The following is a 12,901-nucleotide window of genomic DNA, read 5'->3' as shown; positions in this document are numbered from 1 at the left end:
CCGAGGTGGGGTGGACGACCGGTCGACATGGGGCCGGGCTACAGGCCGCGGCCCCGGCAGAGGCGGATCCACCGGTAGCCGTGGCCGGCCAGCTTGAGGCGGTCCAGCTTGCCGACCCCGCCGTAGTTGCGGTCGGCGAGGACGTCGACGGGGAGGTCCGCCTCCGGCTCCAGCGTGCTCAGGTCCACCTCGGCGTCGCAGGTGCCGAGGTTGTGCAGGAAGACCATCGTCCCGGTCCGCCCGTCGGCCCGGTGCGCCAGCACGCCCGGCGGCATCGCCACGTCGATGTGCGTGGTCGAGCCGGAGCCCACCTCGGGGGCCTCGCGGAGCGTACGGATCATCCGCTCGAACCAGGCGAGCAACGACCTGGGGTCGCTGCGCTGGGCGGTCACGTTGACCTTCTCGTAGCCGAATTCACCCTTGTCGACCACCGGGCGGACCAGCTTCTCCGGGTCGGCGGTGGAGAAGCCGGCGTTCGGCTGGTACGACCACTGCATCGGGGTGCGGATCGCCTCCCGGCCGGGCAACGACAGGTCCTCCCCCATGCCGATCTCCTCGCCGTAGCGCAGCACCGGCGTGCCGCGCAGCGAGAACTGGAGCGAGTACGCCAGCTCGATGCGCCGGCGGTCGTTGCCGAGCATCGGGGCGAGCCGGCGGCGGATGCCCCGGTCGTAGATGCGCATGTTCTCGTCGGGGCCGAACTCCGCGTACACCTGGTTGCGCTGTTCGGCGGTGAGCCGGGACAGGTCGATCTCGTCGTGGTTGCGCAGGAACGTGGCCCACTGCCCGCCCTCGGGCAGCGCGGGGGTGTCCCGCAGCGCCTCGATGATCGGCTCCGGGTCCTGCCGGGCCAGGGCCAGCATCAGCCGCCCGTTGAGCATGAAGTCGAAGAGCATGTGCAGGCGGTTCGCCGAGCCGCCGGCGTCGGCGAAGAAGGTCGGCAGCTGGTCGGGCTCCACGTTGGCCTCGGCGAGCAGAACGGCGTCGCCCCGGCGCCACTGCACGTGCTGGCGCAGCTCGGTGAGGAAGTCGAAATCCTTCGGGGAGTTCGGGTTGCCCGCCTCGGTCAGCTCGATGATGAACGGCACGGCGTCCATCCGGAAGCCGGAGACGCCGAGCTGGAGCCAGAACGAGACGATCTTCTTGATCTCCTCGCGCACCTTCGGGTTGGCGAAGTTGAGGTCCGGCTGGAACTTGTAGAACCGGTGGTAGAACCAGGCCTTGGCGGTCCGGTCGTAGGTCCAGGTCTCGTTCTGCTCGCCGGGGAAGACCATGCCCTGGTGGCGGTCGTCCGGCTCGTGGTCGGACCAGACGTACCAGTCGCGGTACGGCGAGTCCGGCGAGGAGCGGGCGGACTGGAACCAGGGGTGCTCGTCCGAGGTGTGGTTCACGACCAGGTCGATGATCACCCGGATGCCGCGGTTCTGCGCCTGGTGCAGCAGCTCCGCGAAGTCGCCGAGGGTGCCGAAGCGGGGGTCGACGTTGTAGAAGTCGGTGGCGTCGTAGCCGTCGTCGCGGTTGGGCGACGGGTGGACGGGGTGCAGCCAGAGGCAGGTGACGCCCAGCCGGGCGAGGTAGTCGAGTCGGCCGATCAGGCCCCGGATGTCGCCGACGCCGTCGCCGTCGGAGTCCGCGTACGTGTCGATGTCGAGGCAGTAGACGACGGCCTCGGAGTACCACCTGTCAGCCATGCCGACCTAATGTCTCCGATCCCCGCGTCCGGCAAACGCGGGACCGGGCGGCAGCGCGCGTGAACCGGGCGGCGGTACGGTCGCCGGCATGGGTGATGCGGAGCAGCCGGTCGACTGGGCCGAGGGCGAGTGGTGGAACGAGCCGGTGCGGGTCGAGCACGGGCCGGCCGGCGAGCTGCTGGTGGAGCCGGCCGGAGGCAGCGACCTGTGGCGGCACACCTCGTACGGCTTCGTGCACGACGACGCCCCGGCGTTGCTCGCGCCGCTGCCCGTCGGCGACGCGGTGGAGGTGGCCTTCCACCTCGACTACGGCGCGCAGTTCGACCAGGCCGGCGCGCTGGTCCGCGTCGACGAGCGGAACTGGGTGAAGGCCGGGGTGGAGGTCAGCGACGGCCTGCCGCAGGTCGGCGCCGTGGTGACCCGGGAGGTGTCCGACTGGTCGGTCGCCCCGGTGCCGGAGTGGGCCGGGCGGGAGGTCACCGTCCGGGTCAGCCGCGACCGGGACGCGCTCACCGTGCGGGCCCGGGCCGGCGGCGAGCCGTGGCGGCTGGTCCGGCTCGCCCCGCTGCCGCCGGAGGCGGTGGCGACGGCCGGGCCGTACTGCTGCTCCCCCACCCGGGCGGGGCTGCGGGTCCGGTTCACCGGGTGGCGGCGGGGGCCCGCCGACGCGGCGCTGCACCCGGAGGGCTGAGCCGGCGTGGCTCCGGACACGGGCAGGTGTGACCGGCGGGTCGCGGGGTAGAGGACTCTGATCCCCCGGACCCGGCGAAAGGATCGCGATGGCACTCGCCGAGAACGTCGACCCGACCCGGCTCGGCGGGCTGACCGGATGGGTGGCGGGGGTCATCGATGCCGCCGGCGCGTTCGGTGTGGCGCTGCTGGTCGCCCTGGAGAGCATCATCCCGCCGATCCCGAGCGAGATCGTCCTGGCGATGGCCGGCTACCTGGCCGGCGAGGGACGGTTCAACGTGGTGCTGGTGGTGCTCGCCGCCACCGCCGGCTCCCTGGTGGGGGCGCTCGTCCTCTACTGGCTGGGCGCGGTCGCCGGCGAGGACCGGCTCAAGCGCTGGCTGGACCGGCTGCCGCTGGTCGACCGGGACGACCTGGAGAAGGCGGACCGCTGGTTCGAGCGGCACGGCCGGTGGGCGGTGCTCTTCGGCCGGATGATCCCGGTGGTGCGCAGCCTGGTCTCCATCCCCGCCGGGGCCAACCGCATGCCGCTGCCCGAGTTCGTCGCCTTCACGACGCTGGGCAGCGGCGTCTGGAACTCAGTCTTCGTCGGCCTGGGCTACGCCCTCGGCTCCCGCTGGCAGCAGATCGAGCGGTACAGCGACTGGTTCGACTACGGCATCGTCGCCGTCCTCGTGGTGATGATCGTCTGGTGGGCGGTCAAGAAGGCCCGCCGCCGGCGCGCCCGCCACCGCGACCGCGCCGGCGCCGCCACCCGCTGACCGGGGCCGTCAGGGCAGGGTGGCGAGGTGGGGGGCCACCGTGCGGGCGAAGGCGTTGCCGTTGGTCACGTCCCAGTTGACCGACCAGGTCATCGCGCCACGGATGCCCGGGTAGGTGCGCGGCGGGCGGAAGCTGCCGCAGTTGGTGCCGCGGGCCAGGCAGTCCAGCGCCGCGTTCACCACGCTCGGCGCGACGACGCCGCCACCGGCCGCGCCCGGCCCGGCCGGCAGGCCGAGACCGACCTGGTCGGGACGCAGCCCGGCCTCCAACTGGATGCAGGCCAGCGCGACGACGAAGTTCACCGTCCCCTGGGTGTACGCGGCGTTGCGGTCGCAGCCGAGCATCGCCCCCGAGTTGTAGAACTGGGTGTTCACGACGGTGAGGATGTCCTTGATGTCGAGCGCGAGCTTGAAGTAGCTGCTGCCCGGGGACTGCATGTCGATGGTCTGCGGGGCCATCGCGATGATCAGCCGGCTGCCGACCTTGGCCCGCAGCGAGCGCAACGCCTGCGCCATGTAGGTCGGGTTCAGCCCGTTCTCCAGGTCGATGTCGACGCCGTCGAAGCCGTACCGCTGGATCAGGGCGTGGACGCTGTCGCTGAACGCCGCGGCGGAGGCGGCGTCGTTGACCGCCACCCGGCCCGTCTCGCCGCCCACCGAGATGATCACCTTCTTGCCCCGGGACTGGAGGGCGCGCACGTCGGCGGAGAAGTCCGCGTCGGTGTAGCCGCCGAGGGCGGCGGAAAGCCCCGGGTCGACGGCGAAGGTGACGGCGCCGGGAGTGGCGGTGGCCTCGGCGAACGCGACCGCGACCACGTCGTACTCGGCGGGCACGTCGCGCAGCCGCAGTTCCACGGCGGGGTTGTCGAAGTTGTGCCAGTACCCGGTGAGGATGTGCTTCGGCAGCCCGGTGTTCGGCGGCGGGCTGGTCGGGGGCGGCGTGGTCGGCGGCGCCGTCGTCGGGGGCGCGGTGGTGGGCGGGGCGGTGCCGTCACCGCACGACGCGCCGTTGAGCTGGCAGTTGGCCGGGGCGCCTGGCCCGTTGCCCAGGAAGCCGAACGAGACGGAGGCGCCCGGGGCGATGCTGCCGTTCCAGGACCGGTTGGTGAAGGTGTAACGCTGGCCCGACGAGGTCAGCAGGGCGTCCCAGTACGAGCCGACGGTCGTTCCGGCCGGCAGGTCGAAGGTGACGGCCCAGCCGTCGACGGTGGTGCCGCCGGCGTTGGTGATCGTGTACTTCCCCTCCCAGCCCGACCCCCAGTCGGACGTCTTGACGAAGCTCGCGGTGGCCCCGGCGGCGAACGCCGGCATCGCCACCCACACCGCCCCGACCGCCGCGACCACGGCGGTGACCAGCGACAACACCAGAGATCTGGACCGTTTCACAGCACCCTCCACACCCGGACGACATCCATAAGCATCAACATTGACGCCCATTATTAGGACTGTTAACTGTTTCTGTCCAGGGGTGGTGGGGCGGGGAACCCGGGCGGCGACCGCCCGGGTTCCCCGCGGCTCAGCGGCGGAAGGTGAACCAGTTGACGTTGACGAAGTCGGCGGGCTGGCCGCTGGTGAAGGTCAGGTAGACCGTCCGGCGGCCGGTCGGGCCGGCGACGTTGCCGGGCACCGAGCGCCAGCTCTGCCAGCCCCCCGTGTTGGCGATCGCGAAGCTGCCGATCGGCGGGCCGGTCGGGCTGTCCAGCCGGACCTCCACCAGGCCGCTGACCCCGCCCGCCGCGCCGGAGGCGACCCGGGCGACGAAGTCGCGCGGCGGGGTGGCGCCGAACTCGACGTTGTCGAAGCGCACCCAGTCGCCGTCGCGCAGCGCGCCGATGTTCTGGCCGCCCTCGGCACACGCCTCGACGATCACTCCGCTCTGCGCGCTGAACGACTCCGCCTGGATCGTCGCGTACGCGTCCCGCACGCCACCGGGAGGCGGGGTCGTCGGCGGCGGGGTGGTGCCGCCGCCCCGGCTGTAGACGGCCACGTAGTCGACCAGCATCGGCCGGCCGGGGACGGTGGCGGCCGTCGGCGTGGCCGAACCCGCGACCCCGTTCGGGAAGGCCCCGCCCATCGCCACGTTCAACAGCAGGAAGTAGCCGGCATGGCCGGTCATCTGCGACCAGTACGGCTCGCCGATCCGGGACTGGCTCACCGTGTGGTAGAGCTGGCCGTCGACGTACCAGCGCAGTTGCTGCGGGCTGACCGAGGCGTCCCACTCGAAGCGGTAGGTGTGGTACGCGGACTGGCAGGTGCTGCCGGGACAGGGCCGGGACGCGCCGATGCCGTTGAACTCGTCGCACGGCCCGCCGGGGGCCAAGCCGCAGTGCAGCACGCCCCAGACCGAGTTGATCCCGTTGACGTTCTCCATCACGTCGAACTCGCCGATGCCCGGCCAGTTCTGGTAGTTGCCCCGGTAGGGCGAGCCGAGCGCCCAGAACGCCGGCCAGTAGCCGGCCGCCTGGGCCCCGGTCACGTTCGGCATCTGGATCCGGCCCTCGATGGCGAGCACGCCGCCGGAGGGGGGCTTGAAGTTGCTGCGTACGGTCTCGATGCGGGCGGAGGTCCAGCGGCCGGAGGCGTCGCGCAGCGGGGTGATCCGCAGGTTGCCGCCGCCGTCGTGGCTGACGTTCGCGGTGCTGTCGGTGTAGGTCTGGATCTCGCCGGTGCCCCAGTTGGGCGGGCCGCCGGGGTAGCTGGTGCCGGTGTCGATGATCCAGTTCGCGGCGGACGGCAGCGTGCCGGCCGCGCCGGTGAAGTCGTCGCTCCACACCAGACTCCAGCCGGGCGCGGGCGCCGGCACGGCGGCGTTCGCGGTCACGGTCACCCCGGCCAGGGCGGTGGTGGCGACAACGGCGAGCAGGGCCGACGCCAGGGCCGGCCGGCGTCGTGGGGGCGGGGCGGCGGGGGCCGCCGGGGCAGGTGTCATGGACGTGCCTCTCTGCGGTGACGGGTCGAGAGAGCGCTCTCTCACGAGTTGTACGTGCCGACCCGACAGATGTCAATGTCGATCGATGCCTGCCGGCTCGACCTGCGGACGGCGCAGCACCGCCTGCTCCAGCGCCGACCAGGCGGTCGTGGTGACCAGGTAGATCACCGCGGCCAGCGGCAGCACCAGCGCCACCAGCACGGTCGCGTACGGCAGCAGCGGCAGCAGCCGGCCGAGCACCGCCGCCCCCGGTCCCTCCGTCGGCGTACCGGCCACCGTGCCGGTCGCGGCCGCGGCACGCCGCATCCGCCGCGACGTCCACCACGCGAGGGTGAGCAGGGCTGCCAGCAGCACGCCGAACAGCGGCAGCACCGCGCCGCCCAGGCCGTCGCCGAGGTGGTGACCCAGCGGCACCCCGGCGAGCCGCTCGGCGAGCAGCCCCGTGCCGCCGTCGGCGGTCGTGAAGAGCCGGTACATGACCAGCAGGACCGGCGCCTGGAGCAGCATCGGGAGGCAGCCGGCGACCGGGCTGGCGCCGTTGGCCCGGTAGAGCGCGAACAACTCGCCCTGCAACCGGGCGGGGTCGTGCGCGTACCGCCGCTGGAGGTCGCGGACCTCGGGGGCGAGCGCCGCGCGACGCCGCTCCCCGCGAACCTGCGCGAGGGTCAGCGGCGAGATCAGCAGCCGGACGGCCACGGTGAGGACGACGATCGCGGCGGCGGTGGCCGCGCCGCCGGCCAGCGGTTCGAGCAGGGTGGTGAGCCAGGAGAGCGCGCGGCCGGCGGCGCCGACGGCGTCGTGCAGTGGTGCGAAGGCGAGCATGGTGATCCCTCGTTCCGATTCCGGTAGCGGCCCGACGGGACGACAGGGCGTCGCCGGGCCTCGGGTGACGGCGGAATCGGCCGCGCGGCGGCGGCGCTACGCGGCCGAGGGAACGGCCCCGGGCGCCCGGGGGCGGGGACGCCCGGCGGCGTCCGGATCGACCTGCCGGGGCACCCGGCGGCCGCGGGCCCGGGCCCGCAGGGCGGCGGCGCGGCCGGCCCGGGGAGCGCCGACGCCGCCCGCCGCGTGCAGCGCGAGCACGGCGGCGAGCAGCACGACGGCGGTCAGTGCGGCCCCGGCGAGCAGCCCGGCCGGACGGTCGGCGAGCAGGGCCAGGTGGGTGAGCGCGTACGCCCACGTCCCCAACACGATCCGCCACGCTCCCGGCACGTCGACCAGCCTAGGGCCCGCTGTCACGCCGGCCGGCCCGATCGGCGACTCCCGAACGCCCTGACCTGCTGTTTTACGACAGATCCGGGGTGGACGGAGCCTCCGTGGGAGTGGTACGACTTGGGGCATCGACGGGCCAACGCCGGCCTGTCGTCACTCCCGGTCACCGATCCGCCGCCCGATCCGTCGGGCAGGCCGCCGAGCCGACCGGGCCAGCGGGAGCGGGCCCTCCCGGCACACCCCCTCACGGCCGGGCGCCCGCCCGGCCCGACGGGCCGCCTCGACGAGGTGGTGGGCCACCACCAAGGAGCCACCGTGCCCCACAACCGCATCCGCCCGCGGCACCAGCCCTTCGAGATCGCCGTCATGGCGACCACCCCCGTCTGCGGGGTCCTCCTGATCTCGCTGGGCGTCCGGCCGCAGTCGGTGGAGATGGCGATGCCGGGCCCCATCCAGGTGGGGTGGGAGTTCGGTCTCGTCGTCGCCGGCGTCGCCGGGCTGCTCGGCATCTTCTGGCCCGGCCGGCTCTCCACCGCCCTCGGCACCGAGCTCGCCTCGGTGCTGATGCTCGGCACGATCACCGGCATGTACGCCGTCGCCGTGGCGGTGGTCGCCGGGCAGCAGGGGGTCGCCGCGACCTCCTTCGTCGGGGCGGTGTCCATCGGCTCGGGCTGGCGCGCCGCACAGATCGTGCGCGACCTGCGCGCCCTCACCCGGGCCGCCCAGGCGGCCCAGCCCGCCGGACTGGGCCGCGGCGTGGCCTCCACCGGAGGTGGAACGTGAACGTGTCCGCGTCGAGCGCGCCGCAGTGGGTGCAGGTCCTGCTCTCCATCCTCGGGGTCCTCGGCGGCGCCGGCGGTCTCGCCGCCATCGCGACCGTCGTGGTGCAGCGCGGCAAGTTCAAGGCGGACGCCGCCGACACCCTCACCGACGCCGCCCTCACGCTGGTGCAGCCGCTGCGCACCCGGGTCGCCGAGCTGGAGGAGACCGCCCTGGTCACCCGGGCCCAACTCGAAGCGACCCGCGAACAGGTGCAGCAGCTCCGGGCCACGGTCTGGGACCTGCGCCGGACGCTGGACCGGTGGCGGGAGGCCATCCTGGCCCAGGACGCGACCCTGCGCCGGGTCCGCGCCATGGTGCAGGACGGCGAGGGCGACCGCAGACGGTGACGGCCGGGCGGCGAGGACGGCCGCCGGCGACCGCTCCGCGCGGCCTGCCGCCGGCAGCGGTGACACCGGACCCGCGCGGCCTGCCGCCGGCAGCGGTGACGCCGGCAGGGGGCCGGGCGGGCCCGCACGCGACGGGCGACACGCCGGTCGACGCGCCGGGCCGCGTTTCCCGGCGTCGGCACGGTGGGTAACCACCGGCCGACCCGGCACGGACGGACCGCGGCCGGGCGCGAACGGACGGTGGTGGCGATGACCGGCCAGGTGGCGGAGGCCCCGAGCGCGGCGGCCGAGGGGACGGATCTGCTCACGGTGGGTGTCGAGGAGGAGTTCCTGCTCGTCGACCCGCACACCGGGGCCGCGGTGCCCGCCGTCGACCTCGTCATGGAGCAGGTGCCGCCCGAGCTGCGCGGCCAGGTGGAGCGGGAGTTCCAGACCAGCCAGATCGAGATCGGCAGCCCGCCCGGCCTGGAACTCTCCTCCATCCGGCACTCCCTCGGGGTGCTGCGAGCCGCGCTCGCCGACGCCGCCGAGCGGGCCGGCGTACGGCTGCTCGCCATCGGCACCGGGCCGGTGGACGGGCCGGTGCCCCCGGTGGTCGACAAGCCGCGCTTCGACCGGATGGTCGAGCGGTTCCGCCTGCTGGTTCCCGGCCCCGGCAACAACGGCATGCACGTGCACGTCGGGGTGCCCGACCCGGAGACCGGGGTGCAGGTGCTCAACCACGTCCGGCCCTGGCTGCCGGTGCTGCACGCGGTGACCGTCAACTCCCCGTTCGCCAAGGGCGAGGACACCGGGTACGCGAGCTGGCGGTCGATCGAGTGGGAGCGCTGGCCGTCGGTGGCGCCCACCCCGTTCCTGGAGTCGCACGAGCACTACGAACGGCTGATCCGGCAGCTCGTCGCCAGCGGCGTGATGCTCGACGAGGGGATGCTCTACTGGTACGCCCGGCTGTCGGCCAGGTACCCGACCGTGGAGATCCGGATCGGCGACGTCTGCCCGTCGGTGGACGACGCGGTGCTCGTCGCCGCGCTGGTCCGGGCCATGGTGGCGACCGCGCTGGACGACATGGCCGCCGGCCGGCCCGCCATCCGCACCGACCACCACCTGCTGGTCGCCGCGCACTGGCGGGCGGCGCACGACGGGCTGGAGGGCGACGGCGTCGACCTCACCGACGGGGAGCTGCGCCCGGCGTGGGAGCTTTTCGACCAGCTCGTCGAGCGGCTGCGCCCGGCGCTGGAGCGGCACGGCGACCTGGACGAGGTGACCGACCTGGTCGGCGGGCTGCGCCGGCACGGCAGCGGGGCGGCCCGGCAGCGCGCCGTCCTCGCCCGCGGCGGCACGCTCGTGGACGTGGTCTCCGACGTCGCGCGACAGACCCGCGGGGCGGGTCGCCCGTGACAGGATGGTCCCCGTGGCGCAACGGCTGATCATCATCGGTGGCGACGCGGCGGGCATGGCGGCGGCGTCCCAGGCGCGCCGCCGCCGCGACCGCGGCGATCTGGAGATCGTCGCGTTCGAGCGCGGGCACTTCACGTCGTACTCGGCCTGCGGCATCCCCTACTGGATCAGCGGGCTGGTGCCCGAGCGGGACGAGCTGATCGCCCGCGACCCGGCGACGTTCCGGGAGAAGTTCGCCATCGACGTCCGGATGCGGCACGAGGTCACCGCCATCGACACCGAGCGGCGCGAGGTGGTCGCGCGGGACCTCGGGAGCGGCGGCGAGGTCCGCGAGCGGTTCGACACCCTGGTGTACGCGACCGGCGCGGTGCCGACGAAGCCGGACTGGGCGCGTACCGACACCGGCGGGATGTTCGGCGTGCAGACCCTCGACGACGGCGCGGCGCTGCGCGCCTGGCTGGAGTCCGAGCCCCGGCCGCGCCGGGCGGTCGTGGTCGGTGGCGGCTACATCGGCGTGGAGATGGCCGAGGCGCTGATCCAGCGCGGGCTCTCCGTCACGCTGGTGGAGCAGGCCGAGCAGCCGATGTCCACCGTCGACCCGGACATGGCCGAGCTGGTCACGGACGCGATGCGCGCGATCGGCATCACCATCCGCACCGGCCTCGCCGTCACCGGGCTGGAGGAGACCGACGGCCGGGTCTCCGCGGTGGTCACCGCCGAGGGGCCGATCCCCACCGACCTGGTCGTCCTCGGTCTCGGCGTACGCCCCAACACCGCGCTCGCGGAGGCCGCCGGCCTGCCGCTGGGCGTCACCGGCGGGGTCCGGGTGGACCGCCGCATGCGGGTGGCCGGCGTGCCGGGCGTCTGGGCAGCCGGCGACTGCGTGGAGACCGTGCACCGGGTCACCGGGATGCCGGTGCACGTGCCGCTGGGCACCCACGCCAACAAGCAGGGCCGGGTGGCCGGCATCAACATCGGCGGCGGGTACGCCACCTTCCTCGGCGTGATCGGCACGGCCGTCACCAAGGTCTGCGACCTGGAGGTGGGGCGCACCGGGCTGCGCGAGCGGGACGCCAGGGCGGCCGGCTTCGAGTTCGTCTCCGTGATCGCGCAGTCCACCAACCGCGCCGGCTACTACCCGGGCTCCCGCCCGATGACGGTGAAGCTGATCGCGGAGAAGCCCAGCGGCCGGCTGCTCGGAGCGCAGATCGTCGGCTGGTCCGAGGCCGCGAAGCGGATCGACACGCTCGCGGTGGCGCTGTGGAACGGCATGACGGTGGACGACATGACCGCCCTCGACCTCGGCTACGCCCCGCCGTACGCCCCGGTCTGGGACCCGGTGCTGATCGCCGCCCGCAAGGCCGTCGACGCCCTGTCCGCCTCCGACCGGTAGGCGTACCTTCCCGCACGCCTGAGGTGGAGGAGGCTTCTTCCCTGCCTCGGGCAGCTTGTCGGGGGTGGCGGTTACCGTGTGCCCGCTGTCGCCGCGCCGGCCACGTCGGGCCGGTCGCTGATCCCTCGGAGGCCCCCTTGTCGCAGGAGACGACCTACCTCGAACTGTCCGAAGTGGACGGTGGCGCGCACAAGTTCTACGAGGTCGTGGTCGACGACGCCGCGCTGACCGTCCGCTACGGCCGGATCGGCGACCAGGGCCAGGTCAAGACCACGGCATACCCGGACAACGCCCGCGCCCGCGCGGCCGCCGCCAAGAAGATCGGCGAGAAGGTCCGCAAGGGATACGCGCCGGCCGTGCGCGGCGCCCGGCAGAAGCGCGCCGTCTCCCGGCGACAGATCGTCAGCACCCGCTCCACCGCCCGCACCGCCCCGGTGCTCTGGCGCTACGACTCCGGCGCCCCGGCCTTCGGCATCTTCGTCGACGGGCAGACCTGCATGGTCGGCAACGAGCGCGGGGTCATCACGACCCTCGGTCACGACGCCCGGGTGCTGGACCAGGTCCGCCTCCCCGACGGGGTGAAGTGCATCGTCGCCGACGACGCCTGGATCTACGCGGGGTGCGACGACGGCAACGTCTACGACCTGTCCGGCAAGGTGCCCCGGGTGGCGTACGCGATCGCCCCCGACATCGACATCTACTGGCTCGACATCCACGACGGGGTGCTGGGCGTCTCCGACGCGGACGGCGGAATCGCCGCCGTCGACCACGAGGACGAGTTCCTCTGGCGCCGGGCGGGGCGCGGCCGGTCGGCCTGGATGGTGCGCTGCGACGCCGACGCGGTCTACCACGGCCACTCGCAGGGGGTGACCGGCTACGACTGGCGCACCGGGCAGGAGCTGTGGCACACCCGCACCGGCTCGGTGCTCTTCGGCTGGCAGGAGCCCGGCGCGGTGTTCGCCGGCACCGGTACCCGGGAGGTGGTGCGGCTGGCGAAGGACGGCCGCACCGAGCGCACCTACCGCTGCGACGCCCCGGTCTTCTCCTGCGCCACGGCCGAGGGCGGCCGGTTCGTCTTCGCCGGTGACAGCCAGTCCTCGATCTACTGCTTCGACGCGGCCGGCAACCGGCTGTGGAAGCTCGGCACCGGCTGCGGCTCGGCCTACTCGATGCAGTACCACGAGGAGCGGCTCTACGTGGTCACCACCGGCGGCTACCTGGCCTGCGTCGACGCCAGCGAGCCGGCGATCCGGGCGGCGGAGGCCGGCAGCGTGCCGGAGGTGGTCGACGTCAAGGCCCCGCCCCGGCTGCCGGAGCCGGCGGCGTGGACGACAGTCGAGGTGACCAGCGACGTCGACGGCGGCGTGGTGGTGCAGTGCGTCGAGGACCGCGGCCGGCTGCGCGTGCACGTGCTCTCCCCCGGCTACCGCCAGGACTGGTCGGTGCAGTTCCCCAAGGGCATCCGCGAGCCGGGCGCGCGCTACCTGGTCACCCAGGTCCGCGAATCCGGCCGGGGCGGCTTCTACCGGGCGTACGGCGACATCCGCCGGCTGCGCTGACGACTCCGGTCCGGGGGCGGTGCGGGACCGCCCCCGGACCGGTTCAGCGGCAGGCCGGCGGCCCGTCAGCGGCAGCTCGGGCGCACCGCCCAGCCCCTG

12 protein-coding genes are annotated in these 12,901 nt (G+C 73.8%); 7 read left to right on the top strand and 5 right to left on the bottom strand.

The features are described from left to right. Positions 1-38 precede the first annotated feature (38 nt). Positions 39-1,691 carry an alpha-amylase family protein gene (locus ABZ793_RS20420; RefSeq protein WP_357459458.1) on the bottom strand — a complete coding sequence of 551 codons (1,653 nt, stop codon included), beginning with the start codon at positions 1,689-1,691 and terminating at the stop codon, positions 39-41. Between the two features lie 88 nt (positions 1,692-1,779). Here ABZ793_RS20420 and ABZ793_RS20415 point away from each other — a divergent pair, with 88 nt between their 5' ends. After that, a complete protein-coding gene (locus tag ABZ793_RS20415; RefSeq protein WP_357459455.1) occupies positions 1,780-2,382 on the top strand; it encodes a DUF1349 domain-containing protein in 603 nt (200 codons plus the stop codon). An 88-nt stretch (positions 2,383-2,470) separates the two neighbouring features. Beyond that, positions 2,471-3,142, top strand: coding sequence for a DedA family protein (locus tag ABZ793_RS20410; RefSeq protein WP_357459452.1), 672 nt, complete (start codon positions 2,471-2,473; stop codon positions 3,140-3,142). Positions 3,143-3,151: 9 nt separating this feature from the next. Here the strand turns inward: ABZ793_RS20410 and ABZ793_RS20405 are convergent, their stop codons facing one another. The 4 genes from ABZ793_RS20405 to ABZ793_RS20390 all read right to left on the bottom strand — a co-directional run bounded on the left by ABZ793_RS20405 (position 3,152) and on the right by ABZ793_RS20390 (position 7,283). After that, positions 3,152-4,528, bottom strand: coding sequence for a cellulose binding domain-containing protein (locus tag ABZ793_RS20405; protein ID WP_357459449.1), 1,377 nt, complete (start codon positions 4,526-4,528; stop codon positions 3,152-3,154). Between the two features lie 130 nt (positions 4,529-4,658). Then, on the bottom strand, positions 4,659-6,071 hold the full coding sequence (locus tag ABZ793_RS20400) for a carbohydrate-binding protein (RefSeq protein WP_357459446.1): 1,413 nt from the start codon (positions 6,069-6,071) through the stop codon (positions 4,659-4,661). 72 nt (positions 6,072-6,143) lie between these two features. Then, a complete protein-coding gene (locus ABZ793_RS20395; RefSeq protein ID WP_357459443.1) occupies positions 6,144-6,893 on the bottom strand; it encodes a membrane protein insertase YidC in 750 nt (249 codons plus the stop codon). A 96-nt stretch (positions 6,894-6,989) separates the two neighbouring features. Then, positions 6,990-7,283, bottom strand: a complete 294-nt coding sequence (locus tag ABZ793_RS20390; RefSeq protein ID WP_357459441.1) for a DUF6412 domain-containing protein — start codon at positions 7,281-7,283, stop codon at positions 6,990-6,992. Positions 7,284-7,598: 315 nt separating this feature from the next. Here ABZ793_RS20390 and ABZ793_RS20385 point away from each other — a divergent pair, with 315 nt between their 5' ends. The 5 genes from ABZ793_RS20385 to ABZ793_RS20365 all read left to right on the top strand — a co-directional run bounded on the left by ABZ793_RS20385 (position 7,599) and on the right by ABZ793_RS20365 (position 12,802). Then, the gene (locus tag ABZ793_RS20385) at positions 7,599-8,066 is read left to right on the top strand and encodes a hypothetical protein (RefSeq protein ID WP_357459438.1); all 468 of its coding nucleotides are present in this window, start codon (positions 7,599-7,601) and stop codon (positions 8,064-8,066) included. A 38-nt stretch (positions 8,067-8,104) separates the two neighbouring features. Then, positions 8,105-8,452, top strand: coding sequence for a hypothetical protein (locus tag ABZ793_RS20380; RefSeq protein ID WP_357459593.1), 348 nt, complete (start codon positions 8,105-8,107; stop codon positions 8,450-8,452). Between the two features lie 249 nt (positions 8,453-8,701). Continuing rightward, positions 8,702-9,850, top strand: coding sequence for a glutamate--cysteine ligase (locus ABZ793_RS20375; RefSeq protein ID WP_357459435.1), 1,149 nt, complete (start codon positions 8,702-8,704; stop codon positions 9,848-9,850). 13 nt (positions 9,851-9,863) lie between these two features. Beyond that, complete coding sequence (locus tag ABZ793_RS20370) at positions 9,864-11,243, top strand: FAD-dependent oxidoreductase (RefSeq protein WP_357459433.1); 1,380 nt, start codon at positions 9,864-9,866, stop codon at positions 11,241-11,243. A 137-nt stretch (positions 11,244-11,380) separates the two neighbouring features. Beyond that, a complete protein-coding gene (locus tag ABZ793_RS20365) occupies positions 11,381-12,802 on the top strand; it encodes a WGR domain-containing protein (protein WP_357459430.1) in 1,422 nt (473 codons plus the stop codon). Positions 12,803-12,901 lie beyond the last annotated feature (99 nt).

The organism is Micromonospora sp. NPDC047465 (assembly GCF_040643125.1).
Classification (GTDB): Bacteria; Actinomycetota; Actinomycetes; order Mycobacteriales; family Micromonosporaceae; genus Micromonospora.
Note: the sequence above shows the minus strand (reverse complement) of the source record. Positions and strands in the feature narration are given on the sequence as shown.

Excerpts from the sequence above, each read along its gene's own strand:
- ABZ793_RS20420 (WP_357459458.1), bottom strand. The coding sequence starts at position 1,691 with ATGGCTGACAGGTGGTACTCCGAGGCCGTCGTCTACTGCCTCGACATC.
- ABZ793_RS20415 (WP_357459455.1), top strand. The coding sequence starts at position 1,780 with ATGGGTGATGCGGAGCAGCCGGTCGACTGGGCCGAGGGCGAGTGGTGG.
- ABZ793_RS20410 (WP_357459452.1), top strand. The coding sequence starts at position 2,471 with ATGGCACTCGCCGAGAACGTCGACCCGACCCGGCTCGGCGGGCTGACC.
- ABZ793_RS20400 (WP_357459446.1), bottom strand. The coding sequence starts at position 6,071 with ATGACACCTGCCCCGGCGGCCCCCGCCGCCCCGCCCCCACGACGCCGG.
- ABZ793_RS20395 (WP_357459443.1), bottom strand. The coding sequence starts at position 6,893 with ATGCTCGCCTTCGCACCACTGCACGACGCCGTCGGCGCCGCCGGCCGC.
- ABZ793_RS20375 (WP_357459435.1), top strand. The coding sequence starts at position 8,702 with ATGACCGGCCAGGTGGCGGAGGCCCCGAGCGCGGCGGCCGAGGGGACG.